The 23,807-nt window shown below is 68.8% G+C and carries 23 protein-coding genes; 7 read left to right on the plus strand and 16 right to left on the minus strand.

All coding sequences use genetic code 11. From position 1 onward, the window contains the following. Nucleotides 1-5: 5 nt before the first annotated feature. Complete coding sequence (gene clpS, locus ACTIMO_RS13185; RefSeq protein WP_448182700.1) at nucleotides 6-314, minus strand: ATP-dependent Clp protease adapter ClpS; 309 nt, start codon at nucleotides 312-314, stop codon at nucleotides 6-8. A 129-nt stretch (nucleotides 315-443) separates the two neighbouring features. Here clpS and ACTIMO_RS13190 point away from each other — a divergent pair, with 129 nt between their 5' ends. Both ACTIMO_RS13190 and ACTIMO_RS13195 read left to right on the plus strand, forming a co-directional pair. Then, the gene (locus tag ACTIMO_RS13190; protein ID WP_268753712.1) at nucleotides 444-1,763 is read left to right on the plus strand and encodes a nicotinate phosphoribosyltransferase; all 1,320 of its coding nucleotides are present in this window, start codon (nucleotides 444-446) and stop codon (nucleotides 1,761-1,763) included. Continuing rightward, nucleotides 1,760-2,380 carry an isochorismatase family protein gene (locus ACTIMO_RS13195; protein WP_448182701.1) on the plus strand — a complete coding sequence of 207 codons (621 nt, stop codon included), beginning with the start codon at nucleotides 1,760-1,762 and terminating at the stop codon, nucleotides 2,378-2,380. The genes ACTIMO_RS13190 and ACTIMO_RS13195 overlap by 4 nt, the downstream gene beginning before the upstream one ends. Before the next feature lie 155 nt (nucleotides 2,381-2,535). Here ACTIMO_RS13195 and ACTIMO_RS13200 read toward each other — a convergent pair whose 3' ends face one another. The 3 genes from ACTIMO_RS13200 to ACTIMO_RS13210 all read right to left on the minus strand — a co-directional run bounded on the left by ACTIMO_RS13200 (nucleotide 2,536) and on the right by ACTIMO_RS13210 (nucleotide 6,468). Then, nucleotides 2,536-4,314, minus strand: a complete 1,779-nt coding sequence (locus ACTIMO_RS13200) for a DEAD/DEAH box helicase (RefSeq protein ID WP_448182702.1) — start codon at nucleotides 4,312-4,314, stop codon at nucleotides 2,536-2,538. Further along, on the minus strand, nucleotides 4,311-5,780 hold the full coding sequence (locus ACTIMO_RS13205) for an MFS transporter (RefSeq protein ID WP_448182703.1): 1,470 nt from the start codon (nucleotides 5,778-5,780) through the stop codon (nucleotides 4,311-4,313). The genes ACTIMO_RS13200 and ACTIMO_RS13205 overlap by 4 nt, the downstream gene beginning before the upstream one ends. Nucleotides 5,781-6,165: 385 nt before the next feature. After that, nucleotides 6,166-6,468 carry a DUF3039 domain-containing protein gene (locus tag ACTIMO_RS13210; RefSeq protein WP_055772942.1) on the minus strand — a complete coding sequence of 101 codons (303 nt, stop codon included), beginning with the start codon at nucleotides 6,466-6,468 and terminating at the stop codon, nucleotides 6,166-6,168. Nucleotides 6,469-7,033: 565 nt separating this feature from the next. Here ACTIMO_RS13210 and ACTIMO_RS13215 point away from each other — a divergent pair. Then, the gene (locus tag ACTIMO_RS13215) at nucleotides 7,034-8,230 is read left to right on the plus strand and encodes an HNH endonuclease (protein ID WP_162237554.1); all 1,197 of its coding nucleotides are present in this window, start codon (nucleotides 7,034-7,036) and stop codon (nucleotides 8,228-8,230) included. A 15-nt stretch (nucleotides 8,231-8,245) separates the two neighbouring features. On the opposite strand, the gene ACTIMO_RS13220 is transcribed toward ACTIMO_RS13215, so the two are convergent. Both ACTIMO_RS13220 and ACTIMO_RS13225 read right to left on the minus strand, forming a co-directional pair. Continuing rightward, nucleotides 8,246-9,052 carry a PKD domain-containing protein gene (locus tag ACTIMO_RS13220; RefSeq protein ID WP_157365931.1) on the minus strand — a complete coding sequence of 269 codons (807 nt, stop codon included), beginning with the start codon at nucleotides 9,050-9,052 and terminating at the stop codon, nucleotides 8,246-8,248. Nucleotides 9,053-9,225: 173 nt separating this feature from the next. Continuing rightward, nucleotides 9,226-9,915, minus strand: coding sequence for a DUF6318 family protein (locus ACTIMO_RS13225; protein WP_157365932.1), 690 nt, complete (start codon nucleotides 9,913-9,915; stop codon nucleotides 9,226-9,228). Nucleotides 9,916-9,965: 50 nt separating this feature from the next. Between ACTIMO_RS13225 and ACTIMO_RS13230 the strand changes: the two genes are divergently transcribed. After that, entirely contained in the window at nucleotides 9,966-10,244 is a 279-nt protein-coding gene (locus tag ACTIMO_RS13230; RefSeq protein WP_448182704.1) for a hypothetical protein, read from the plus strand. Here the strand turns inward: ACTIMO_RS13230 and ACTIMO_RS13235 are convergent. From ACTIMO_RS13235 to ACTIMO_RS13255, 5 genes are all read right to left on the minus strand, one after another. Then, the gene (locus tag ACTIMO_RS13235) at nucleotides 10,173-11,738 is read right to left on the minus strand and encodes a transporter (protein WP_448182705.1); all 1,566 of its coding nucleotides are present in this window, start codon (nucleotides 11,736-11,738) and stop codon (nucleotides 10,173-10,175) included. The genes ACTIMO_RS13230 and ACTIMO_RS13235 overlap by 72 nt on opposite strands. Continuing rightward, the gene (locus tag ACTIMO_RS13240) at nucleotides 11,720-12,529 is read right to left on the minus strand and encodes an ABC transporter ATP-binding protein (RefSeq protein WP_082471616.1); all 810 of its coding nucleotides are present in this window, start codon (nucleotides 12,527-12,529) and stop codon (nucleotides 11,720-11,722) included. The genes ACTIMO_RS13235 and ACTIMO_RS13240 overlap by 19 nt, the downstream gene beginning before the upstream one ends. 85 nt (nucleotides 12,530-12,614) lie before the next feature. Further along, a complete protein-coding gene (locus ACTIMO_RS13245; protein WP_422390065.1) occupies nucleotides 12,615-13,727 on the minus strand; it encodes an NADH:flavin oxidoreductase/NADH oxidase in 1,113 nt (370 codons plus the stop codon). Nucleotides 13,728-13,767: 40 nt separating this feature from the next. Next, on the minus strand, nucleotides 13,768-14,724 hold the full coding sequence (locus tag ACTIMO_RS13250; RefSeq protein ID WP_448182706.1) for a co-chaperone YbbN: 957 nt from the start codon (nucleotides 14,722-14,724) through the stop codon (nucleotides 13,768-13,770). A gap of 59 nt (nucleotides 14,725-14,783) precedes the next feature. After that, a complete protein-coding gene (locus tag ACTIMO_RS13255) occupies nucleotides 14,784-16,583 on the minus strand; it encodes a hypothetical protein (RefSeq protein ID WP_448182707.1) in 1,800 nt (599 codons plus the stop codon). A 277-nt stretch (nucleotides 16,584-16,860) separates the two neighbouring features. Between ACTIMO_RS13255 and ACTIMO_RS13260 the strand changes: the two genes are divergently transcribed. Then, entirely contained in the window at nucleotides 16,861-18,180 is a 1,320-nt protein-coding gene (locus ACTIMO_RS13260) for an AI-2E family transporter (RefSeq protein ID WP_422390067.1), read from the plus strand. Between the two features lie 37 nt (nucleotides 18,181-18,217). Here the strand turns inward: ACTIMO_RS13260 and ACTIMO_RS13265 are convergent, their stop codons facing one another. Both ACTIMO_RS13265 and ACTIMO_RS13270 read right to left on the minus strand, forming a co-directional pair. Beyond that, nucleotides 18,218-19,033, minus strand: a complete 816-nt coding sequence (locus tag ACTIMO_RS13265) for an alpha/beta hydrolase (RefSeq protein ID WP_448182708.1) — start codon at nucleotides 19,031-19,033, stop codon at nucleotides 18,218-18,220. Between the two features lie 65 nt (nucleotides 19,034-19,098). Beyond that, nucleotides 19,099-19,422 carry a hypothetical protein gene (locus ACTIMO_RS13270; RefSeq protein ID WP_448182709.1) on the minus strand — a complete coding sequence of 108 codons (324 nt, stop codon included), beginning with the start codon at nucleotides 19,420-19,422 and terminating at the stop codon, nucleotides 19,099-19,101. An 82-nt stretch (nucleotides 19,423-19,504) separates the two neighbouring features. On the opposite strand from ACTIMO_RS13270, the gene nucS reads away from it, so the two are divergent. Then, on the plus strand, nucleotides 19,505-20,200 hold the full coding sequence (gene nucS / locus ACTIMO_RS13275; RefSeq protein WP_448182710.1) for an endonuclease NucS: 696 nt from the start codon (nucleotides 19,505-19,507) through the stop codon (nucleotides 20,198-20,200). Between the two features lie 87 nt (nucleotides 20,201-20,287). Beyond that, nucleotides 20,288-21,496, plus strand: coding sequence for an N-acetylglucosamine-6-phosphate deacetylase (locus ACTIMO_RS13280; protein ID WP_055772978.1), 1,209 nt, complete (start codon nucleotides 20,288-20,290; stop codon nucleotides 21,494-21,496). Between the two features lie 75 nt (nucleotides 21,497-21,571). On the opposite strand, the gene ACTIMO_RS13285 is transcribed toward ACTIMO_RS13280, so the two are convergent. From ACTIMO_RS13285 to atpD, 3 genes are read right to left on the minus strand one after another with little or no spacing between them, the layout of a single operon-like run. Continuing rightward, nucleotides 21,572-22,003 (minus strand): DUF2550 domain-containing protein, encoded by a 432-nt coding sequence (locus ACTIMO_RS13285; protein ID WP_055772981.1) that lies wholly within the window; start codon nucleotides 22,001-22,003, stop codon nucleotides 21,572-21,574. Nucleotides 22,004-22,013: 10 nt separating this feature from the next. Beyond that, the gene (locus ACTIMO_RS13290; protein WP_055772985.1) at nucleotides 22,014-22,307 is read right to left on the minus strand and encodes a F0F1 ATP synthase subunit epsilon; all 294 of its coding nucleotides are present in this window, start codon (nucleotides 22,305-22,307) and stop codon (nucleotides 22,014-22,016) included. A 5-nt stretch (nucleotides 22,308-22,312) separates the two neighbouring features. Beyond that, a complete protein-coding gene (gene atpD / locus ACTIMO_RS13295) occupies nucleotides 22,313-23,776 on the minus strand; it encodes a F0F1 ATP synthase subunit beta (protein ID WP_055772988.1) in 1,464 nt (487 codons plus the stop codon). Nucleotides 23,777-23,807 lie beyond the last annotated feature (31 nt).

The following is a 23,807-nucleotide window of genomic DNA, read 5'->3' on the forward strand; positions in this document are numbered from 1 at the left end:
TGGGACTACTCGCTTCCGGCTTTTTCGAAGGTGGCCCAGAGACCGTAGGAGTGGAGGGCCACGGTGTCCTGCTCCACCTTCTCCCGAGTGCCGGAGACGACGGCGGAGCGTCCCTCCTCGTGCACCTCGAGCATGAGGGTGCGGGCCTTGGCCTCCGAGTAGCCGAAGTAGGACTGGAACACGTAGCTCACGTAGCTCATCAGGTTCACGGGATCATTCCAGACCACGACGACCCAGGGCTGGCCCAGATCGGTCTTCTCGTCCGTCCGAACCATTTCCTCGGTATCGGTACCGGTGGCAAAGCCTACTGTCATAGGGTTCATTCTAGGTCGCGACGCCGACGCCCCGTGGCCGGGTACTCCCACAGCGGACGCACGGCTATCGTTCTGAGGGTGACTGACGCCCTGAGCACCGATCCGCCCGCCGCCCCGCCGGCACACGCCCTGGTGAATGCGCCGAACAGCGCCCTGTTCACCGACCAGTACGAACTCACCATGCTGCAGGCCTCCCTCCATTCCGGAGCCGCACACCGCCGGTCCGTCTTCGAGGCCTTCGCACGCCGCCTCCCGGCCGGTCGCCGCTACGGCGTGGTCGCCGGAACCGGGCGGCTCCTGGAGGCGCTGTCCACCTTCCGGTTCGACGACGCCCAGCTGGCCTTCCTCTCAGATCGCGGGATCGTCGACGACACCACGCTCGCGTGGCTGGCGGACTTCCGCTTCACGGGCTCCATCTCGGGCTACGCGGAGGGAGAGGCCTTCTTCCCCAACTCCCCCATCCTCACGGTGGAGTCGACGTTCGCCGAGGCCTGCATCCTCGAGACGCTCATCCTGTCCATCCTCAACCACGACAGCGCGATCGCCTCGGCCGCCTCCCGCATGACGGGTGCGTCCGCCGGGCGTCCGTGTATCGAGATGGGCTCGCGCCGCACGCACGAGGAGTCCGCGGTCGCGGCGGCCCGGGCAGCCATCATCGGCGGATTCGCCAGCACGTCCAACCTGGAGGCCGGGCGGCGCTACGGCCTCCCGACGGTCGGCACCGCCGCCCACTCCTTCACGCTGCTGCATGATTCGGAGCGCGCGGCGTTCGAGGCGCAGGTCGCGTCGCTCGGCAGGAGCACCTCCCTGCTGGTGGACACGTACGACGTCGAGCAGGGTGTGCGCACCGCGGTCGAGGTGGCCGGACCGGAGCTCGGAGCCGTCCGGCTCGACTCCGGTGACCTCGTGGCCCAGGCACGCTGGGTCCGCCAGTTGCTCGACGACCTCGGTAACCACTCGACCCGGATCGTCGTCACCTCGGATCTCGACGAGTTCGCCATCGGGCTCCTCGCCTCCGCACCCGTGGACTCCTACGGTGTCGGGACGTCGCTCGTCACGGGCTCCGGCGCTCCGACCGCGGGCATGGTCTACAAGCTGGTCAGCCGCCAGGACGACGACGGCACGTTCGTCCCGGTGGCGAAGGCCGCGAAGAACAAGGTCTCCGTGGGCGGCATCAAGCACGCGCTCCGCCGTCTCGACGAGCACGGCACCGCGCAGGTCGAGGTGGTCGGCATCGGCCTGACGCCGGCCGACGACGGCAACGACCGCCCGCTCATCCAGGAGTTCGTCAGGGACGGCGTCGTCCTCCCCGGCTGGACCGGCCCGGAAGCGGTCACGCGCGCAGCCGAGCGCCACGCGCACTCCATCGCGGAGCTGCCCGGAGCCGTGCTGCGCCTGCAGCGCGGCGAACCCGTCATCCCCACCGAGTACGAGGAGGCATCAGCATGACACGCGCACTGATCATCGTGGACGTGCAGAACGACTTCTGCGAGGGCGGCACGCTCGCCGTGCAGGGCGGCGCCCAGGTCGCGGCCGACATCAGCGACCACATCGACGAGCAGGCGGGCTCCTACGACTACATCGTGGCGACGCAGGACTGGCACATCGATCCGGGCGCGCACTTCTCGGAGGCCCCCGACTTCGTCGGCTCCTGGCCGATCCACTGCGTCGCGGACACCAAGGGCTCCGACTTCCATCACGACCTCGACACCGAGAGCATCGACGCCGTGTTCCGCAAGGGCCAGTTCGAGGCGGCCTATTCGGGCTTCGAGGGCGTCAAGGCCCCCGACGACGAAGTGCCGACGGGCGAGCAGAAGCTGGGCGGGGCCGCCGAGAGCGACGACGACCCGATGACGCTGGACGACTGGCTGCGCGACCACGAGGTCGACGAGGTCGCCGTCGCGGGACTCGCGACCGACCACTGCGTGCGGGCGACGGCTCTCGACGCGCTCCAGGCCGGTTACGCCGTCACCCTGCTGACCGGGCTGACGAAGGGCGTGCACGCCGAGCGGACCGACGACGTCCTCGACGAACTGGAATCAGCCGGTGTCGAGCTGGCGCGCTGACAACTGAGAACGCAGGAAGGCCGGGCTGCTGCAGCCCGGCCTTCCGTCGTCTCGCGGGCCTTCCTGGGCGGCCGGTCTTCCCTCGGTGACAGCGCTGTGTGTGCGAGCCACCTTCGACCCGCCTCCCTCAGGCGCCGGGCCGTCTCCTGCCCGCCCTACTTCTTGCCGATGAACCAGTCCTGCAGTTTCTGCAGGCGCCGCTGCAGCTGGTCCTCATTGGCCTGGGCGACGGCGGGGCCGCCGCATTGCCGCCGCAGCTCCGTGTGGACCTGGCCGTGGGGCATACCCGTGCGAGCGGCCCAGGCCGAGACGTTCTTCGCCAGCTGACCCCGCAGTTCGGTGAGCTGGCGGTGATCGACGACGAGCGGTTCCGCAGCCGCCGCAGCGGGCCCCCTGGCTTTCCGACGCGACTGCTGCTCGTGCTGGCGCTGGCGCAGCAACTGCCCCACCTGGTCGGCGTCGAGGAGCCCCGGGATGCCCAGGAAGTCCTGTTCGTCCTCGCTCCCCATCTCACCGCCCGTGCCGAACTCGCCACCGTCGAACAGGACGCGGTCGAAGGAGGCCTGCGACTCCAACGCCTCGAACTTCTGCTTCATCAGCGAGTCGGAGGCCTTGTCCTCGCGGTTCGCCGCCTCCATGAGGCCGTCCTCGAGGCCGAAGCCCTCGTCGTCCTTCTCCGGACGGTCCAGCGCGTGGTCACGCTCCAGCTCGAGCTGGTTGGCGAGGGCCATCAGGTTGGGCACCGACGGAAGGAAGATCGACGCGGTCTCGCCCCGCCGCCGGGCACGGACGTAGCGCCCCACCGCCTGGGCGAAGAACAGCGGCGTCGCGGTGGACGTGGCATAGACGCCGACCGCGAGCCGGGGGACGTCAACGCCCTCGGACACCATGCGGACGGCGACCATCCACCGCTTGTCGCCCTCGGAGAACTCCTCGATCTTCGACGACGCCTTCGCGTCGTCGGACAGGATGACCGTCGGGGACTCGCCGGTGATGCGCTTGAGCTGTCCCGCGTACGCGCGGGCGTCGTCGTGGTCCGTCGCGATGACCAGCCCGCCGGCGTCGTGCACCGTGCGGCGCACCTCGGTGAGCCGCTTGTCCGCGGCGGCGAGGACCGCGGGGATCCACTCGCCGGCCGGGTTGAGCGCCGTCCGCCACGCCTGCGCCGTGATGTCCTTCGTGACCGCGGCCTCCCCCAGGGAGGCCGCCATCTCCTCGCCGGCGCTGGTGCGCCAGCGCATCTGGCCCGAGTACGCCATGAACATGACCGGGCGCACCACGTGGTCCCTCAGCGCCTGGCCGTACCCATAGGTGTAGTCGGCCTTCGAGCGGCGGATGCCGTCGCGGTCCTCGACGTACTCGACGAACGGGATGGCTGCCGTGTCGGATCGGAAGGGCGTCCCGGTGAGGGCGAGCCGGCGCGCTGCCGGTTCGAAGGCCTCCCGGATGCCGTCGCCCCACGAGAGGGCGTCGCCGCCGTGGTGGATCTCGTCGAGGATGACGAGCGTGCGGGCGGCCTCGGTCTTGGCGCGGTGGAGCATCGGTTTGCTCGCCACCTGCGCGTAGGTCACGGCGACGCCGATGAAGGACCCGCCGTGGCGGCCGTCGGCGTTCTTGAAGTTCGGGTCGATCGCGAGACCCACGCGTGCGGCGGCGTCGGCCCACTGGCGCTTGAGGTGGTCGGTCGGGGCGACGACGGTGATCCGGTTGACGATCCCGCGGTCCACGAGTTCGGTGGCCACGCGGAGTGCGAAGGTCGTCTTGCCCGCGCCGGGAGTTGCCACGGCGAGGAAATCGCTCGGCGAGTCGGTGAAGTACTTCTCCAGCGCTTCGCTCTGCCACTGGCGCAGCTTGGGAGCCGTACCCCAGGCCGCACGTTCCGGGTAGGCGGGGGGCAGGGCTGCGCCGGCACCGAACAGGGTGTCATTACTCACGCCGGGACAGTACCTTCCATTGACTTGCTGGGGGTCGAGGTGGGGGCGGCATCCGATGCCCTGGCCCCTCTCAGACCCGAAACTATACCTGCTGCCGTGGACACCCACAGAGCCAGCCAGATCGCAACGAACGTGGGCACGTGTCCCGGATTCCCGTCGTCGTGCAGGAGGGCGAACAGTGCTCCGGCACCCGCCGTGCCGACCACTCCGCCGAGCTGGTCGGAGATCTGGAGGGCAGCGGAGTTCCGGCCCTGCTCGGTGGTCGGCGAGAGCTTCAGGACCAGGACGGACGTGCTGGAGAGCGTCATGCCCATCGCGAATCCGGAGAGACTCCAGACGACGGCGAGCACCCAGAGCGGCGCTTCGACCGCCGTCGCGAGCGCGAAGCCGCCGAGGCTCAGCGACAGGATCGAGGAGCCGGCGACGAGGAGCCAGCCGCGCTCGAACGTCACGCGCGCCTGCACGAAGGAGCCCGCACTCCACCCGAGCGCCCCGGCACTCAGCGTCAGGCCCGCGGTGCCGGCACTGATGTCCCGTGAGCTCACCAGCATCAGCGGGATGAAGGCCTCGGTACCGAAGAACGCCACGTTCACGAGCCCGCGCGTGGCGATGACACTCGGCAGGCCGCGCGCGAGGACGAGGGTACCCGGCGGCAGGAGCGCGGGGAGGACCAGGAGGACGACGACGATGCCCGCCAGGGCGAGCGACACCAGTCCGGCGACCAGTCCGGCGGCGGGAGCTTCCGTGTCGGCAAGACGGACCACGGCCCACTGGGCGGCGAAGACCCCACCGGCGAGCGCCAGGCCGCGCAGGGTGCGTGCCCTCGCCGAGCCGGCCTCGGGCGCTCCGATGGGTCCGAGCTGCCTGGTCTTCGGCCAGACGATGATCACGGCGGCGAGGACCACGGGAGCCACCCCGAGGAAAACCCAGCGCCAGCCGAACTGCTCGGTCACGAAACCGGAGACCACGGGTCCGATCAGCGCCGGAAGGACCCAGGCCGCGGCCAGCCAGCCGAACACCACGGGTTGTGCCTGCTGCGGGAAGGACCTGCCGATGACCACGTAGACGGCGACGATCATGAATCCGCCGCCGAGGCCGGAGATCGCGCGGCCCACCGTCACGAGCCAGAACACGGGGGCGGCTCCCGCTGCCAGGAGTCCGAGGATCATGAGGGCCATGCCCACGGCCAACGCCGGACGCGGTCCCCTGCGGTCACACCAGGAGCCTGCGACCACGGTGCCGAGCAGGGATGCGGTGAGGTACATCGAGAAGGCCAGGCCGTAGCTCGATTCCCCCGAGAGCTCGCGCGCGACCGACGGCATCGCGGTCACCACCGCCATCGCCTCGAAAGCGGCGCAGGTGATGATCGCGAGGATGCCGATGGTGAGCGGGCGCAGCTCGGGGGACATCGCTCCTGGCTGCGTGCTCTTGCCGTCACCCGGGGTCTTGCCGTTGGCCTTGCTCATGGCACCTGTTCTGCTGGTTGTGGATATGTGCTGTCACCCGGCCCGGTAGAGGTCCTGCCCTGGTGCGGCCGGCCTCAGGCTCCGAGACGTAGCAGTCGGTCCGTGCGCGCTTTCGACGACGCGTTCCCGATGTCCTGGAACTCGTCGTCGACCGGTAGTTCTCACCCCATCGACCTGTGATGGGACCGTCGCCGGCCTGTTTCGGACCGACGTCGGCCTGTTCAGAACCGTCGTCTCGCCCTACCCTGACGGTCATCAACCAGGTGCTGAGCGGTCACTGGCTGGGGCGCTGGACCCGAATCGAGTCCGGCTCAGACGTCGTCGCCGGGTGACTACCGGAGCACTATCCGCTGGACCAGCGGCTCTCGTCCTGCTCCCACAGGCATTACTTCTTGGGCTTGTCGTCCCCACCGGGTCGGAGCCCGTTGTAAATCTCCTTGCACTCGGGGCAGACCGGGAACTTCTCGGGATCGCGACCGGGCGTCCACACCTTTCCACACAGGGCGATCACGGGTTCGCCAGTGAAGGCGGATTCCATGATCTTCTCCTTGCGGACGTAGTGGGCGAACCGCTCGGCATCTCCGGGCTCGACTTCCTGCTGAAGTTCCTCGCGTTCGAGCGTGGCGGTCGAACCGCCCATACCCGCGTCGGAGGGATCATTTGCGAAGGGGTCGGGAGGCATCGTCATGGCTCCAGTCTATCGCTCAGGCTCCCAGCGGTCAGATGGAGCGAACTCGCGTCCGAGCGGTTCTCGGCGGCTCCGGGTAGCTCCGGGGGCGCGCCTCTTCAAACGTCCGCTGTTCGATCTTTCCGGCGGTCTCGTATTGAGCAACCGCGCCCGAACGACATCGGCGTAGAAAGAGTGGGCCCCTGATTGAGCACGGTCCTCCTCGCAGGAATGTCGGTGGGAGAAGGGATAGTAGAGCATGAACACGAATTCGGAGGACCTGAAGGAGCTCGAGCAGATCTCCGCTCTTCTCCTCGCCTTGAATTCCGAGAAAGCTCGTATCGACGCGGAGATTGCCTGCTCGGTCGAACGTATGCGAGCGCTGTTCGAACACCGCGCTCAACTTCAGTCCTTCGCAGCAACGTCATTCAGTCGCAGTCGAGCAGCGTCGAGAACCATAGTCGACGGCGTAACGTCTGCGCTCGGCTCAGCAGAACCGAAGACAGCGTTCAGGACAGGCGGTCCGAGCGGCCCCGTGGACGCCGGGTCTGCCAATCCTGGCGTGCGCATCGAACGACGGAGCAACTTGGCCGACACGACAACCGCCACCGAGATCGCGTGCCTGCTTCGCATCTCCGAACGCACGGCACATCGGCTCGTCTACCATGCGGCAGTCCTGACGAACCATCATCCCGAAACTCTCCGTGCGCTCCGCTCAGGCACGATCTCGTGGTCCCACACCACCGCCCTGCTGCACGAGTACGCCGGGCTGCCCCATGCCACAGCCCAGGAGATGGAGCGCTCCCTCCTCCCCGTTGCGGAGGCCACCACGGTCTCCCGCCTCGCGTATCGCGCCCGGCGCCTACGTACCCGCTTGCACCCGGAACACCTCGATGACCGCGCCCGCGCGGCTGCCCATCACCGCCGTGTCGACTTCGAGCCTGCGGACGACGCCATGGCCTGGCTCCACGCCTACCTCCCGGCGGCCGATGCCTCCGCCATCGACGCGCAACTCACTCGTCTTTCCCGGCAGCAGCAGGCACCGCAGGAGTCGCGCACCCTCCCGAACCTGCGTGCAGACACCCTCACCCGTCTGCTCCTCGTCACGCACCATCACCACTCCGCGACTGGCGCCTGCACACCCGGAGACGTGAGTGCCCGAGTTGGAGCAGGGACACCAGGGGCCGGTCATTCCAGTGCTCCGACCGGGACCGTCAGCAGGGATTCCTCCGGGACCATGTCGGATGCCGTGCTCGGATGTGCAGAGCATTGCGGCGACGCCGGACAGATTCAGGGGCAGTCCCATGTCCGTGCCCACATCAACGTGACCGTGCCGGTCCTGACACTTCTGGGTGTCGATGACACTCCGGCCGATCTCGAGGGCTACGGGCCCATCCCGGCGACTGTCGCCCGGCGTCTGGCGGCGCATGCCCCGTCGTTCACCCGTCTCCTGACGCACCCGGAATCAGGGGCTGTCCTGAGCGTCGGTCGTAGCAGCTATGCGGTTCCCGCTGACCTCAAGCGATGGCTGCGCGTGCGCGACCAGACCTGCAGACATCCGGGCTGCACCACGCCTGCTTCCCGCTGCGAACTCGACCACACCACGCCTTGGTCCCAGGAAGGGCGCACGGACCACACGAATCTCGCCCATCTGTGCCGCAAACACCACCGCCTGAAGTCCGAGGGCATCTGGCGCTACTCGCAGGACGAGGCAGGAACAGTGACGGCGCACTCGCCCGCCAACAACACGTACGTCGACGCGGTCGATCCTCTTCTCGCCTGAATCCGTCAGTCGATATCAGCGGATCGGGGCCTCGCAGCCGATCCCGATGGGGTTCTCGATGCAGTTCTCGCTCACACTGTTGCCCTGTGTGCGCCAGATGCTCATCAGGTGCGGCTCCGAGACCACGGCGGCTTCGCCCGCCACGGGCTGGAAAGGACCGCCGTCCACCGAGTAGTCCCCCGCGAACAATGTGGTCAGCGTGAGTTGGAAGTCGCCGGTCTCCGCATACTGGTGACTCGTCGGGGTCTGGGTATCGAAAGCATCGCCTTCAACCGGCCCACCGGGGACCGAGGTCGTCAGGCTTGTTCCGTCGCCGTAGGACCATTCGTACGAGACGGGCCGGGCTTTGAGCACGATGGTCGCCTCCTGGAAGTCGAAGATGAACTCCTGCTCGGTAGCCTCGGCATAGATGTTGGAATGGGCGTTCTTCAGTCCGAAGTTCAGGGGCTGCGAGATGATCGTCGCAGCGACGACAGGCTGCTTCTGGAACTCCTCGAGCGTGATGACGATCGGTGCCTCCTCGGCCGCGGGAGCCGCCGTTCCTTCGACCGGAGGCTCAGGAGGCGCGCCGGGATACATGCACGACGAGCGTCCGGTCGGCGTCTGCGATGCAGGCTGCACGTTGCTGTTGACCTCGATCCAGTTCACGAGCACGCCGCCCTCTTGAGCGTCGCACTGAGCATTCATCGTGGGGCAGGTAGCAGGATTCAAGGCGTCGCCGGTCGCGGCGGTACAAGCACGCTCGTATATGTACTCGATTCCGGTGCTTTGGGGCAAAGCAACAAGTTTCGGCTCGCCTACGTCGGCCGGCAGACTCGCCACCTTCGGCGCACCGGGCTTGACAGTCTTCGAATGGTTGGTTCCCGTAAAATTGTTACCTGAAGTCTCTACAATCGGGAAAGGCTCTGCGTCAGACGCTACCGCTGGCGCCAGAGCGAGAAAGACGGATATGAAAGCAAATGAAAGTATCGCTGTCTCTGCTGAGATTCTCTTCACTACTCCGTACCCTCCGGAGCGCCGTAGTCGAGCATCAACCAGCTGCCCTGATCGAATACAGCATTAACCACGTCGAAGGCTGGCGGGTTCTGAGCGGGAACAGAACGAGCAACCGTCCCATCCTTGTCGAAGTAGGTGATCTCTGATTGTTGATTCTCGACGTACGCAGTAATCGATCCGCTGGTCGTCAACTCGAAAGTCGTATTAAAAGACGACACGGTAACTTCCGCTCCGCTTAACCATCGTCCTTGATCGTAAAGCTCGTTTACCGCTGACCTTATGCTCGTGCAAGTTCGACATGCGGGGTCAGTCTCGCGATCGAAATGACTCCACTCGTTCGTTAAGTAGGAGTAGCTCAACAGCTCGAACCAGTACTTGGTGAAGGCCTCGAGGCCCGCTGCCGTGTTCTCATCGGCAAGTGCCGGTTTGACTGGAACCGGCAGATTGGTCGCGGGGCCGGCGGACGAGGCAGGAGAAGGCCGAGGCGTCGCCACGGCGGTCGGTGAAGCGGTGGGTACGTCACCCGTCGTGGTTGCCGAGGCTGAGGCCTGCGGCGCGGAAGGAGCCGCCGTGGGAGTCGGCTCGGTGTCGCCCTGACAACCGGACAGCAGCATGACCGCCACAGCACCGCCGGCCAGCGCCGCAGCTACACGCCCGAGTCTCTGGCCGTCCGTACGAACAAAGACCACGGGACTCCTCCATCGCACTCGCCCGGCACTCGAATGCCCAACAGCATAGCGTGGCGCTTTTCCACCCCTCCGTTATGCACAACCGGCGCCAGCCGGAGACCGGGGAGCCTCTGGAGCCGCGTGCCAACAGCAACGTCAGCAACGTCAGCAACAGCAACAGCAACGTCAGCAACGTCAGCAACGTCAGCAACAGCAACAGCAACGTCAGCAACGTCAGCAACAGCAACAGCAACGTCACCAACATCGGCGACGAGCACTCAACGGTTCGCCGACACCGCCAGCAGCAGCTCAGGAGCACGCCGGTCGTACCAGCGGCCGCCGACCCGTAGACCGACCACGAGCAGCACACCGCCCAGCACCACCCCTACCGCCAGCGCGAGCCACCCGAACAGGGCATCGCCGCTGACGAGGTACACGATCGCGAGGACGATCTCCGGCAGCGCCAGCACGAGCATCACGAACCAGCCGATGAACTGCACCGCGAACATCATGAAGTTGGTCCCGGGCGGCGTCTTGAAGGCGCTCTCCCCCGGCAACGGCACGTTGTAGGTGTACCTCGCGGAGACGATGCTGGACAGTCCCGCCCCCGTGAGGAGCAGTCCCAGCGAGAGTCCGAGCATCGCCGGCAGATCGCCGATCCGTCCCGCGATCACGAGCGGAACGACCGTGAAGACCAGCGTGATCGGCACCGCGAACACCAGCAGCGCCACTGCCCTGCCCAGGCGGTCGTCACGCCCGCGGACACCGGTGGAGAGATGCAGGCTGAACGCTGTGTTGTCGTAGGAGATGTCGGCGGAGATGGACCAGGCCATCAGGAACGCCGTGATGGGCCCGAGGAAGGCGAACGCGCCTCCGGTCGTCCCGCCGGAGAAGAAGAGCAGAACGGCGATGAACGGGATCACCACCAGGGACGCGAAGTACCGGGGGTCCCTGAACCAGTACGTCAGCGCCCGCGCTGCCACGGCGCCCGCCGGCGTCGCCGGGAATCGCCCGAGGAACCCGAGGTTGCCGCCGGCCCGTTTGGCGACCGCGTTGTACGGCGGCGTCACCAGGGCGTGGCTGAGGCTGCGGCTCCACAGGAGGACGAACAACGCCAGCGTGCCGGCTCCGATGAGGAGCCGGACGACGCCGAGTCCCGGAGCGCCGGCGGCGACGTCCGCCGGCGCTGCCCACAGGGCGCCGAGCGGGGTCCAGGCCAGCACATCGGCGAGCTTCGCGGCGAAGCCGGGCGAGTTCTGGAACCCTGCGGTCACGCCACCGATGATGGGCCCGAGGAAGAGCAGCGGGATGAAGGCGACGATCCCGTTGACGTCCTTAAAACGCCGGGACCCGGTCATCGAGGACACCGCCGTCGTCACGAGTCGGGACGCCACCACGCAGAGCAGGACGGCGATCAGCGCACAGACCAGCGCCATGGCCGCCGCTGCGGGGTAGCGGATCCAGGTCAGCACCTGCGCGAGGCTCGCGATGAGCGTGATGATGCCGGGGATCCCGGCCACGCCACCGAGCACCAGCCCGGCGAGGAGTTGGCGCATCGGGATGGCGAACGTGACGAATCGCGCGGGGTCCAGCGTCATGTCGATGCCGGTCGCGGCGATCGGGATGATGATCCAGCCGAGAACTGTCGCCGAACCGCCGATCACCAGGATGGTGCGGATGAGCTCGAGGTCGGCCGAGCCGAGGAGCACCAGGCCGACGACGATGAAGCCGAGGATACCGAGGCCGTACAGTCCGCCGAGGATCACCCCGACGAGCTGAGCGGTGCTGCGTCGGAAGGAGTTGCGCAGCAGGAGGAGCTTCAGTCTCAGGAGGTCCGCAACCATGACAGGCCTTCCGACGTCGTACGCCCGCCGACGAGTTCCACGAAACGGTCCTCGAGGGAGCCGTCTCCCCGGACCTCGTCGATCGTCCCGGCCGCGAGCACCGTCCCGGCGGCGATGACCGCGACGTGATCGCACATGCGCTGCACCAGATCCATCACGTGGCTCGAGACGATCACGGACCCGCCGGACCGCACGTACCCGCTGAGTATGTCGCGGATGTTCGCCGCAGACACCGGATCGACGGATTCGAAGGGTTCGTCGAGGACGAGGAGCTTCGGCGCATGGATCAGCGCGGAGGCGAGGGCGATCTTCTTCGTCATGCCGGCGGAGTAGTCGACCACCAGCGTCCCGGCATCCTGTGTGAGGTCGAGCGCCCGCAGGAGGTCACCCGTCCGCTCGACCACGGTGTCCCGGTCCATCCCCCGCAGGAGGCCGGCGTAGGTCACGAGCTGTTCTCCCGTGAGCCGGTCGAACAGGCGGACGCCGTCGGGCAGGATGCCCATCAGCTTCTTCGCCTCGAGCGGCTGGCCCCAGACGTCCACGCCGTGGACGAGCGCCTGCCCGTAGTCCGGACGGAGGAGGCCGGTCGCCATCGAAAGCGTCGTGGTCTTGCCGGCGCCGTTGGGGCCCACCAGCCCGTAGAAGGAACCGGACGGGACCTCGAGGTCGACACCGTTGACGGCGATCTTCTCGCCGAACCGCTTGGCGAGACCGCGGATGCTCAGCGCCGCTGTGCCGGCCTTCGCCTCGGGATTGTTCTCATCGGACGGAGGAGGCACGAGGGAGCTCATGGATCCACGCTAGCAACGCGTGCGCGGCCCACTCGTCATCCCAAAGGAGGAGAAGCGGACCCGGTTCCGCTGCCGGGGCGCCGGGTCAGAACGCTCCGGCCCGCTCGTACTGCGGCGCGGGCACGAGCTCGTGGCCCAGCTCGTGGGCCGCACGCATCCACCAGTGCGGATCACGCAATGCCGCCCGCGCGATCAGCACGACGTCGGCACGGTCCTCGCGGACGACGGCGTCCGCCTGGCGCGCGTCGCTGATCAGTCCGACGGCACCGGTGGGGACACCGGAGCCGCGTACCTCTTCGGCCAGCGCCACCTGGTAGCCCGGCCCGACGGGGATCGTGGCTGCCGGGACCGCGCCGCCCGAGGAAACGTCGACGAAGTCCACGCCCTCCTCCGCCGCACGCTTCGCGAGCCTCGCCGAGACCGCACCGTCGATCCCGCCGTCGCTCCAGTCGGAGGCCGAGATGCGCAGCAGCAGCGGCATGGTCTCCGGGATGACCCGCCGCACCTCGCGGACCACCTCGAGCGTCAGACGGAAGCGGGCCTCTTCCGATCCACCCCACCCGTCCGTCCGGGTGTTGACCAGGGGCGAGAGGAACTGGTGCAGTAGGTAGCCGTGGGCCGCGTGGATCTCCATGGTGTCGAAGCCTGCATCGACGGCCCGCACCGCCGCGGCGCCGAAGTCGGCGATGACCTTCGCGATGTCCTCCTCGGTCATCGCCCGGGGCGCGGCGTACGACCCGAACGCCTCGTCGGTCGGGCCGACGGTCTCCCAGCCGCCCTCGGCCGCGGGAACCGAGTTGCGCCTGCCGCTGAAGGGCCAGTAGGTGGACGCCTTGCGCCCCGCGTGGGCCAGCTGGATGGCCGTCTTCGTCCCCACGGCGCTGTGCTCGTGGACGAAGTCGTTGATCCTGCGCCACGCATCGGCCTGCTCCTGCGTCCAGATCCCGGCGTCGCGCGGGCTGATCATGCCCTCGTGGCTGACGGCGGCCGCCTCCGTGATGATCAGGGCGGCGCCGCCGGTGGCGAACTGGCCGAGGTGGACGAGGTGCCAGTCGGTGGGGACACCGGGGGCGACCGCGGGGTCGCACGAGTACTGGCACATGGCCGCGACCCAGCCCCGATGCGGAAGCTCGAGCGATCGGAGGGTGATGGGATCGAAGAGGCCGGCGGTGCCGGTCGGCGTGGCGGCGTGGGTCATGGCGTCCTTCGCGGGAGGTCTCGGCAAATGTGGTCGGGTGCTAGAAGAGGGCGCGCGCGAGGGCACCCCGGGCCTTGACGACGCGCGGGTCGGTCACGCCCACGACGTCGAACAGGTCGAGGAGCCGCTTGCGTGCGGTCTCCCTGTCCTCGCCAGGGGTCCGGCCGATGAAGGTGATCACGCGCTGCAATGCGTCCTCGACGTGCCCGCCCGTCAGGTCCAGGTCGGCGACCGCGAGCTGGGCCTGCACGTCGTCGGGACTGTCCGCCCCGCGCCGGCGCACGTCCGCGGCGTCGAGATGCTGCACGCGCTGCATCAGCTCGACCTGCGCTAGCCCGGCCTTGGCATCGGCGTCCGCGGGCTGCTCCGCGAGCGCGCGGCGGTAGGCCGCTGCCGCCGTCGGGTAGTCGCCCTCCTCGATCGCGTCGAAGGCCTCCTGGTGCAGTGGTGGCAGCGGCGGCTCCTCGGCCTCGGCCGGTGCAGGCTGTGAGCCGTCGTTGAGGCTACCGGTCACCCCGTTCGCTTCGGCGACCTTCATCAGCTCGTCGAGGTAGGCGAGGATCTGCTGTTCGGGCAGTGCGCCCTCGAACAGCGGGACCGGCTGGCCCTTGACCACGGCGACGACGGTCGGTGCGCCCTGCGCCTGGAAGGCCTGGGCGATCTGCGGCTGCGCCTGCAGATCGACGTTCGCGAGCAGCATGGTGCCGTCGGCCGCCACGGTCGCCGCCTCGAGCACCGCGGTGACCTGGTTGGACTGGTCGCTCCAGGTGGCGCGGAGGTTCACGACGACGGGCACCTGGGACGAGAGCTGCACGAGCTGCGGGAAGGTCTGCTCCGTCACCTCGACCACATAGGGACTCGGGGCGTCGGACGCAGGACGTGCCGGGGCGGGTCGTGCCGCCGCATCCGCGCGCGCCTTCAGGGCGGACAGGTCCACCGCTCCCCGCAGGTTCATGCTCGACGGCGGCATTCCGCCCCGCTGTGCTGGTGTGGACAATGCTCTGCCTCTCTCTGGCGGACTGCTGGTGGTGGATGGTTCTACGGGCTCGGGGTGCGTCAGCGCAGGGTGGCGGATACCAGCTGCTGCGCGGCACCGATGACACGGATCTTGTCATCACTGCCGGCCGGGGGTACGTACATCATGACCGCCTCGCCGTAGTTGACGTCGATCCCCTTGGTGCTGACGGCCTTCCCGGTGAGGGCCTGGTACACGGTCCCCTTGAGGTCGATCGTGTCACCCTTGCCCTTCGGAAGACTGGTGTAGGTGTGGGTGAGATATCCGAAGACCATCGCACCGCCGTCTCCGGTCAGGAGGGCATGGGTCCCGTCCTCCTCCGCGGCGTGCGTGAAGGTGATCTTGGCGGCCTTGTTGCCCGGGTCCGCGACGACGCCGGACTGGAACTCCGTGATGGCCTCGGCGAAGGAATTCTCCTCGAATGTCTCGGCGTTGGCTCCCGAGGGCTTCGTGAGGAAATCGGCGATGGCGTCGACGGCGGCCTGCGGAGCCGTGGCGAGCGCCCCTGCAGTGTCCAGGGGGACGGACCCGGTGGCTCCGGGCGCAGGTGCCGAGGGGAAGGTGCTGCCCGGGAGCATCTGCACCGCGGACATCAGCCGGTAGTTGTCCCGGGGTGTCTCCTGCACCAGCAGGAGCGCCTGCGGCACCGGGTTGTCGTCACCCTGCGTCAGCGCGACGACGGTCCGCGGCCATTCCGTACCGGTCGGGATCATCTGGAGCAGCAGCGGAGCATCGGCGACCGGGACGGGCGCCGTCGCCTTGGCGTCCTTCGCTGCCACTGCGTAGGAGGCGGTGCGGAGCTCCAGCGCGGCTCCTGCGACACGGGGCTCCAGGCGGTCGGCATCGGATGCGGCGTCGGCGTCCGCGACGGTCGAGGCGACCGAGCCGAGGATGCGCTCCAGCTGGCTCTCGAGCACGACCGGGGGTCCACTCGCGTCACTTCCGGCCGAGGGTGCGCCGCCCTGGACGGACGTCGGCTCGGCCGAGGCCGAGGGAGAGGCGGAGGCCGAGGCGGAGGGAGCGGCAGAGGCGGAGGGACTGCTCGACGCGCCGGACGGGGCCGACGGCGACGTCGTCGCCACGCCAGGGGCGATCCCCAGGAACGATCCGGCGCCGACAAGGCCCGCGACGACGACGGCAGTGGGTGCGGCGGCGAACGGGGCGGCGCCCTTCACCCCGGCCTGTCCGTGGCGTCGCGCGTAGGCCCTCGTCCCCTCGACGGGCTCGCGGCCGTTGCCTCGCGAACCTCCGCTCCGGTCGGAACGCGGCGCGATGAAGAGCAGGGCGATTCCGAGCACGACGACGAGCGCACCGCCGATGATCAGGGGCAGGGCGAAGGGCGTGGATCGGTCATTGGGGCGCGTGACGGACACCTCGGTAGGTGCAGGTGCCTCACCGTCCGCCGCGAGGAGGATCGACCAGTCACCCTCGAGGGGCTCGCTCCAGCGGTAGGTCAGGGTCCCGTCCCCGGGCTCCTCGCTGATCCACAGGTCGCTCCCGCTCGGATCGGGCACCGTCTCCTCGCCGTCGATCCGCTCGCTGGACAGGGTGTCCTCACTGACGCCGGTGACCTCCAGGTGGGCCGCCTCGCCCACCCACGCCTCGACGTCGGACGTCCTGCCGACCGCGAGCGTGAACGGACCGTCCGCGGTCACCGTCACCTCGACGGCTCCGTCGGCGCTTCCGCGTGCACCCGGCTCGATCACCGTGACCGGGGCGGCTTGCGCATCCTGCGCGACGCTCGCCGTCACGGTCTCCGCGGGTGCCCACACCGTCCGCTGCCCGATGCCCAGGAGCATCAGCAGGAGCCCTGCCACGATGATCGGAACTGCTGTCTTCACGCGCACTGATTGCCTATCGTCGTCCGTTACGGCGGACCACGTGGCCCCCTCCGCTCTGGCGGTCCGGCATGCAGCCCGTGACCTGCTCAGGAATGATCACCCAATGGTAACGAAGTTCTGTCCGGGTCCGCCGGGCATGTGCGGTGCCTCACCCCGCGGGATGCTCGCTCGGCCCGGCTGCGGTGTCCGCGTCAAGCACCTCCGCGGCGATGCCCGACTGTTAGGGTTTCGCTAGACCGCGGTGGAGGCACCGCTCACGTGAAAGCAGAGCTCTTCGTTGACAGACCACCAGGACGTCCCACTCGATCAGCCGCTTCCACGGCCCGAGTCCGTCGCCACCGGCGTCGAGGCATCGCCCACCGCGGAGCGGCCCGCGACCCCGACCGCCCCGCCGTCCACCCTGCGCTCGCTGTTCTCCCTCGCCCGCCGGTCACTGCCTTCGGCGCAACCCCGTCCGCGCTTCGAGTTCCCGCCGGAGGTCGACCGCGGTCCCGTCGCCGTCGACCCCGACGTGGCCCTGAGCGACGAGCGGCTCAAGTTCGGCGGTGCGTATCCCCGCAGCATGCGCTCCCACCCCATCCACTTCGGCTTCATGATGAGCGTCGGCGTCGGTCTCGCCCTGCTGGCCTTCTTCATCATCACCAACGTGGGCGAGCTGCTCGTCTGGATCGGCGCCGCGCTGTTCATCGCCCTGGGGCTGGACCCGATCGTCCGCTGGCTCGAGACGAAGCACGTCCCGCGTCCCGCAGGAATCGCGGTGGCCCTCTCGATCCTCGTGGGGATCGTCGCCGGCTTCTTCGCGCTCCTGATCCCGACGATCGTCAGCCAGACCTCGCAGATCGTGGACCGCGCGCCGGGCTACGCCGACGACTTCCTCAGCTCGGAGTTCTTCACCACCCTCGACGCCCAGTTCCAGCTGCGCGACCGCGTCAGCTCCGAGATCGACCGGTTCTTCGCGAACAGCGAAGCCGTCGGCGGGATCTTCGGTGGGGTACTGGGCGTCGGGTCGGTCATCCTCAACGGACTCTTCGGCACCCTCGTGGTCCTCGTCCTCGCGCTCTACTTCCTCGCCTCGCTGCCCGGGATGAAGAAATGGGCGTACCGCCTGGCTCCGAGGTCGCGCAGGCCGCGGGTCGAGGTGCTGTCCGAGGAGATCACGCGCAGCGTCGGCATGTACGTGATCGGACAGGCCTGCGTCGCCCTCCTCAACGGGACCTTCGCCTTCATCGTGATGTCCATCGCGGACGTCCCCTTCTCGGTCCTCCTCGCCTTCGTCGTCGCGCTCCTGGCCTTCATTCCGCTGGTCGGCGGGACCATCGCCGCGGTCCTCGTGAGCCTGATCGCCCTGACCGTCGGCTGGCACACGGCCCTGCTGTTCGCCATCCCCTACATCGCCTACCTCCAGTTCGAGGCCTACTTCATCTCGCCCCGCATCATGCAGCGCGCCGTCGCGGTCCCGGGTGCCGTCGCGGTCATCGCGGTCATCGCCGGCGGAAGCCTCCTGGGCGTGCTCGGCGCCCTGATCGCCATCCCCACCGCCGCGGCCGTCATGCTGCTCCTCAAGGAGGTCTTCATCGCGCGGCAGGACAGCCAGTAGCAGCGACCGATCGGCCGGCGGGCCGGTCGGGCTCTGGTCAGCGGGAGATGACGGGCGAGGGCGCGACGGCGGCCGGCCCCGTCCACCTGGCCGGCAGCGGAACGGCTACGTCCGGACGCACGACGGCGACGATCTCGTCGAGCGCGCGGGCCGCGTACTTCTCCCCCACCCACAGGTGCTTGGCGCCGTCGATACCCGTGACGTCCGCCTGCGGTACCCGGGCGAACCGTACCGCGGCGTCCTCGGGCACGAGGTAGTCGTCGAACTCGGGGACGAGGACCTTCAGCGGCAGCCCGCTCGCGGCCCAGGTGTCGAGATCGGCGTCGCCGGCGCGGTGCAGCGGAGGGGAGAGCAGGATGGCGCCCTCGATGAGCTCAGCCACCGGATCCTGCGCCCCGTACTTGAGGCACAGCTCGGTGCCGAAAGACCAGCCGACGAGCCAGATATGGTGCAGGCCCTCGGCGACGGCCCAGTCGACGGCGGCCTGGAGGTCGAGCCGCTCGCCGTCCCCGCCGTCGAACGCTCCGTCGCTGCAGCCCCTCGGCGAGCAGGTACCGCGGGTGTTGAACCGCAGGACGGCGATGTCCGCGAGGGCCGGGAGGCGGAAGGACGCCTTCCTGTAGACGTGCGAGTCCATGAAGCCGCCGTGCGTCGGCAGGGGGTGCAGGGTGACGAGCGTGGCTTTCGGTGCCCGGCCCCCGGCAGGAGCGGCGTATTCTCCCACCAGCGTGAGCCCGTCTGCCGTCCGCAGCTCGATGTTCCGGCGATCGGCGGGCAGGACCGTCGAGGCCCGGATCTCGATCTCCGCACCGCTCGTCGTGAAGGTGTACTCGGGAGTGTCGCTGCTGGCCATCCGTCCAGTCTAGGCGGGCGCGGACCGTCGCCGCCCGTCACGGATCCGGGGCCGGGGCGGGCGCCTCAGTACCGGAAGCTGCGCGTCTGCCAGCACCGGACGTGCCAGTGGCGGCGGTCGGCCAGGGCTGCCTCGGTCCCGAAGAACGAGTCCTCCCGCCAGACCACGAGGTGGGCGATCCCGGGCAGGATGAACGAGTTGCAGCCCGGGCACGTGTAGGTCTTCGCGGCGTTCCGCTCCGTGATCCGCCGGACGGACCAGTCGCCGTCGGGCGCCGACTCGCGCTGGGGCAGGCCCGCCCGGGCACGTTCGAGGTCCAGCTCCGGCGGGGCGGCCCACTTGGGCCGGGAGGACCCGCGCGGGCGGTTCGGTCGGTTGGAACGGGGCACCCTCCCAGTCTGCCATCCGGACCGTACCCGCCCGCTCCGGCCCTGCGGGGGCCACGGCGCTCCGGACGGTAGAGTCTTCGTCGTGCGTCTTGTCATAGCCCGCTGCTCCGTCGACTACGTCGGCCGCCTTCGCGCCCACCTCCCCCTGGCCACGCGACTCCTCGTGGTGAAGTCCGACGGCTCCGTCCTGGTGCACTCGGACGGCGGCTCCTACAAGCCGTTGAACTGGATGAGCCCGCCCGCGACGCTGCGCGTGACGGCTCCGGACGACGCCGACCGCGCCGAGGGCATCACCGAGGTCTGGACCGTCCAGCACGGCAAGAGCGACGACAGGCTCGTCATCAGCATCCGTGAGCAGCTCCACGACTCCTCCCACGACCTCGGCGTCGATCCCGGCCTCGTCAAGGACGGCGTCGAGGCCGACCTCCAGCGCCTCCTCGCCGAGCAGATCGAACTCCTCGGTGCCGGGTTCACGCTGATCCGCCGCGAGTACATGACGGCCATCGGCCCGGTCGACATCCTCGCGCGGGATTCCGCCGGGCGGACCGTCGCCATCGAGCTCAAGCGGCGCGGCGACATCGACGGCGTCGAGCAGCTCACGCGGTACCTCGAACTGCTGAACCGGGATCCCATCATGGCGCCGGTCCGCGGCGTCTTCGCGGCCCAGCAGATCAAGCCGCAGGCCCGCGTCCTCGCCACCGACCGCGGGATCGACTGCCTCACTCTGGACTACGACGCCATGCGCGGCGTGGACGACAGCGCCGCACGCCTCTTCTAGCCGCCCGGCGGTACCCGCGCGGCTTCGCACCCTACGGAGCCTTTCCTGCCCCCGGTGCCGGGAAGGGCGACTGCCTAGAATCGGACCATGGCCCTTCCCCACGGAACCTCCGATGCCCTGTCCGGACGACTCGTGACCGACGCGGGGATCATCGACGACGGCGTGCTGCGCTGGGACGGCTCGCGCATCACCCGGGTGGGCCCGGCGGACGGGCATCCCGCAGGATCGCGCCTCCCGGAGGACCACCTGATCCTCCCGGGACTCGTCGACCTGCACTGCCACGGCGCGGGCGGCGGGGACTTCACGTCGGGGTCGGCGGCGGACATCGAGGCCGCGGCCGCCCACCTGCACCGCAGTGGCTCGACGACGGTCCTGGCCAGCACGTGCGCCGCACCGCTCGACGAGCTCGAGGCCGCCTTCGCCCGCCTCGCGGATGCGGCCGAGGCCGGCCTCGTCGCCGGTATCCACGCCGAGGGCCCGTTCCTCTCGAAGGAGCGCCACGGAGCGCACGATCCGGCCTTCCTCCTCCTGCCCACGCAGGAGGATGTCGCCCGGCTCGTCACCGCGGGGCGTGGCCGGCTGGCCTCCATGACCTATGCCCCGGAGCTGCCGGGCAGCGACGTGCTCGTCTACGAGCTGGTGATGCACGGCGTGATCCCGTCGATCGGGCACACCGACAGCTCGACCGAGGAGACGGCGGCCGCGCTGGACCTCATCAACGAGGAGCTCGCCTCGACGGGCTTCGCCGGCTTCAGCGGGAGGCCGACGGCAACCCACCTGTTCAACGCGATGCCGGGCATCCACCACCGGTCGCCCGGTCCTGTCCCGCTCCTCCTGCAGCGCGCCCGTGCAGGGGAGATCGCCGTCGAACTGATCGCGGACAACGTGCACCTGCACGCCGAGACAGTGCGGATGGCCTTCACCATCGCGGGCTGCGAGAACATCTGTCTCGTCAGCGACTCGACGTCGGCCGCCGGCCGCACCTCGGGTGCCTACCGACTGGGTCGCAGCGAGGTGAGCGTGATCGGCGGATCGGCGGTGCTGACGGCGACGGGGGCGCTGGCCGGGGGTGCGGGCAGCCTCCTCGACGTCCTGCGCTGCACGGTGCAGGCCGGCGTGGGGCTCGTGGACGCGGTCCGCTCGGCGACGGCGGTTCCGGCGGGGGTCCTGGGTCTCGCCGACGAGGTCGGGAGCCTCCGGAGTGGCCTGCGTGCCGACGCGCTGGTGGTCACCGAGGACCTGGAACTGAAGGGCGTCCTGCGCAACGGAGCGTGGATCAGGCCGCTCGAGGTCTGACGGTCGAGCCCTCCGCGCCGCGACCGACGACGCCGGTGAGCCGCGCGGTCAGCGCCAGGTGCCGGTGAGCCGCGGTCAGCGCCAGGTGCCGATACCGATGACCGGGCCGGCCTCGATCCAGGAGGAGAGGCCCGCGTACACGTCGTACTTCATCGCCAGATCGAAGGACTCGCCCTCGTAGGCCAGGTGCACGATGATCGCTCCGGGCTGCACGCGCACGCGCTCGGCCTCGGTGGGCGGGCGCCATCCCTCGACCTCGAGGGAGCTGCGCAGGAAGCGGAAGCGTGCCAGGGGGCTCAGCGACAGGAGGCTGAGCCACTCCAGGTGCTTGTCCGTATAACGACAAACCCCCACCCGCCAGCCCTGGGGAGGGAGGCGGATGGAGGCGTCGAAGGTGCCGAGGGCACGGTTGAGCTGATAGCGGCGGAGGAGGAACGCACCGATCACGAGCACGAGCAGGCCGAACAGGACCGCAAGGCAGATGAACGTCACACCCAGAGCCTCCACGCTCGGGATCCTAGGCGGATTCCGGAGTCACCGAACCGCCGACCCTGGCGTTGTCCGCCACGATCACGACCCGGTTGGAGTCGACCGAGAAGAAGCCGCCGTCGACCCCGACCACGAGGCGCTCACCGTTGACAGGCTCCACGGACAGTTCGCCTGCCTCGAGGATCGCCAGGATGGGTGCGTGGCCCGGCAGGATGCCGATCTGGCCGTTCGCGGTGCGGGCGTTGACCGTGCGCGCCGCGCCCGACCACACGAAGTGGTCGGCCGCGACGATTTCGACCTCGAGTTCGCCGTGTGTCGCCATCGGCGCTACTTACCGGTCTGCTCTTGGATCTTGGCCCACTGGCGCTCGACGTCGTCGAGGCCGCCGACGTTGAAGAACGCCTGCTCCGCGATGTGGTCGAGGTCGCCGTTGCAGATGGCCGAGAAGCCTTCGATGGTGTCCTTGATGGAGACGGTCGAACCCTCGACACCGGTGAACTGCTTGGCGGTGTAGGTGTTCTGCGAGAGGAACTGCTGAATGCGGCGTGCTCGCGCGACGATCACCTTGTCCTCCTCGCTGAGCTCGTCGATACCGAGGATCGCGATAATGTCCTGCAGTTCCTTGTTCTTCTGGAGGATCTGCTTGACGCGGACGGCCGTGTTGTAGTGGTCGTGGCCGATGTACTGCGGGTCCAGGATGCGTGAGGTCGACGCGAGCGGGTCCACGGCCGGGTAGAGGCCACGGGACGCGATCTCGCGGGAGAGCTCGGTGGTCGCATCGAGGTGCGCGAAGGTGGTCGCCGGCGCCGGGTCGGTGTAGTCGTCCGCGGGCACGTAGATGGCCTGCATCGACGTGATCGAGTGACCCTTCGTCGAGGTGATGCGCTCCTGCAGGAGACCCATCTCGTCGGCGAGGTTCGGCTGGTACCCCACGGCCGACGGCATGCGACCCAGCAGGGTCGAGACCTCGGAGCCCGCCTGGGTGAAGCGGAAGATGTTGTCGATGAAGAGCAGCACGTCCTGGTTCTGCACATCGCGGAAGTACTCCGCCATGGTCAGTGCGGACAGTGCCACGCGAAGGCGCGTTCCGGGCGGCTCGTCCATCTGGCCGAACACGAGGGCGGTGTCCTTGAGGACGCCCGCCTCCTCCATCTCGACCCAGAGGTCGTTGCCCTCACGGGTGCGCTCGCCGACACCGGCGAAGACCGAGGTGCCACCGAAGTTCCTGGCGACACGCGTGATCATCTCCTGGATGAGGACGGTCTTGCCGACACCGGCACCGCCGAAGAGACCGATCTTGCCACCCTTGATGTACGGGGTGAGCAGGTCGATGACCTTGATACCGGTCTCGAGCATCTCCGTGGAGCCCTCGAGGGACGCGAAGCTCGGCGCCTTGCGGTGGATGGGCCAGCGCTCGGTGATCTCGAGCGCCGATTCCTCGACGTCGAGCGGCTTGCCCAGGACGTTGAAGATGTGGCCCTTGACGCCGTCGCCCACCGGCACGGAGATCGCCGCGCCGGTGTCCTGCACCACGGTGCCGCGGACGAGTCCGTCGGTCGCCTGCAGCGAGATGGCACGCACGAGGTTGTCGCCGAGGTGCTGCGACGTCTCGAAGGTGATCAGGCGGGTCTCACCGTTGAGCGTGATCTCGGTGGTGAGGGCGTTGTACATTGCGGGGATTGCGTCGGCCGGGAACTCGACGTCGACAACCGGGCCGATGACACGTGCAATACGGCCGGTGGCGCCGGGGGCAACTGAGTCCGTACCGTGTTCAACAGTCTGGGCAGTCATCTCTCTCACTTCATTTACGTAGATGGCGTGG

This window comes from Arthrobacter sp. CP30 (assembly GCF_053470025.1).

Bases quoted from the DNA above. Each gene is read 5' to 3' on its own strand.
- ACTIMO_RS13245 (WP_422390065.1), bottom strand. From the start codon at position 13,727: ATGACCCACGCCGCCACGCCGACCGGCACCGCCGGCCTCTTCGATCCC.
- clpS (WP_448182700.1), bottom strand. From the start codon at position 314: ATGACAGTAGGCTTTGCCACCGGTACCGATACCGAGGAAATGGTTCGG.
- ACTIMO_RS13235 (WP_448182705.1), bottom strand. From the start codon at position 11,738: ATGGTTGCGGACCTCCTGAGACTGAAGCTCCTCCTGCTGCGCAACTCC.
- ACTIMO_RS13290 (WP_055772985.1), bottom strand. From the start codon at position 22,307: ATGGCGACACACGGCGAACTCGAGGTCGAAATCGTCGCGGCCGACCAC.
- ACTIMO_RS13210 (WP_055772942.1), bottom strand. From the start codon at position 6,468: ATGACGATGCCTCCCGACCCCTTCGCAAATGATCCCTCCGACGCGGGT.
- ACTIMO_RS13265 (WP_448182708.1), bottom strand. From the start codon at position 19,033: ATGGCCAGCAGCGACACTCCCGAGTACACCTTCACGACGAGCGGTGCG.
- ACTIMO_RS13205 (WP_448182703.1), bottom strand. From the start codon at position 5,780: ATGAGCAAGGCCAACGGCAAGACCCCGGGTGACGGCAAGAGCACGCAG.
- ACTIMO_RS13195 (WP_448182701.1), top strand. From the start codon at position 1,760: ATGACACGCGCACTGATCATCGTGGACGTGCAGAACGACTTCTGCGAG.
- ACTIMO_RS13280 (WP_055772978.1), top strand. From the start codon at position 20,288: ATGGCCCTTCCCCACGGAACCTCCGATGCCCTGTCCGGACGACTCGTG.
- atpD (WP_055772988.1), bottom strand. From the start codon at position 23,776: ATGACTGCCCAGACTGTTGAACACGGTACGGACTCAGTTGCCCCCGGC.
- ACTIMO_RS13240 (WP_082471616.1), bottom strand. From the start codon at position 12,529: ATGAGCTCCCTCGTGCCTCCTCCGTCCGATGAGAACAATCCCGAGGCG.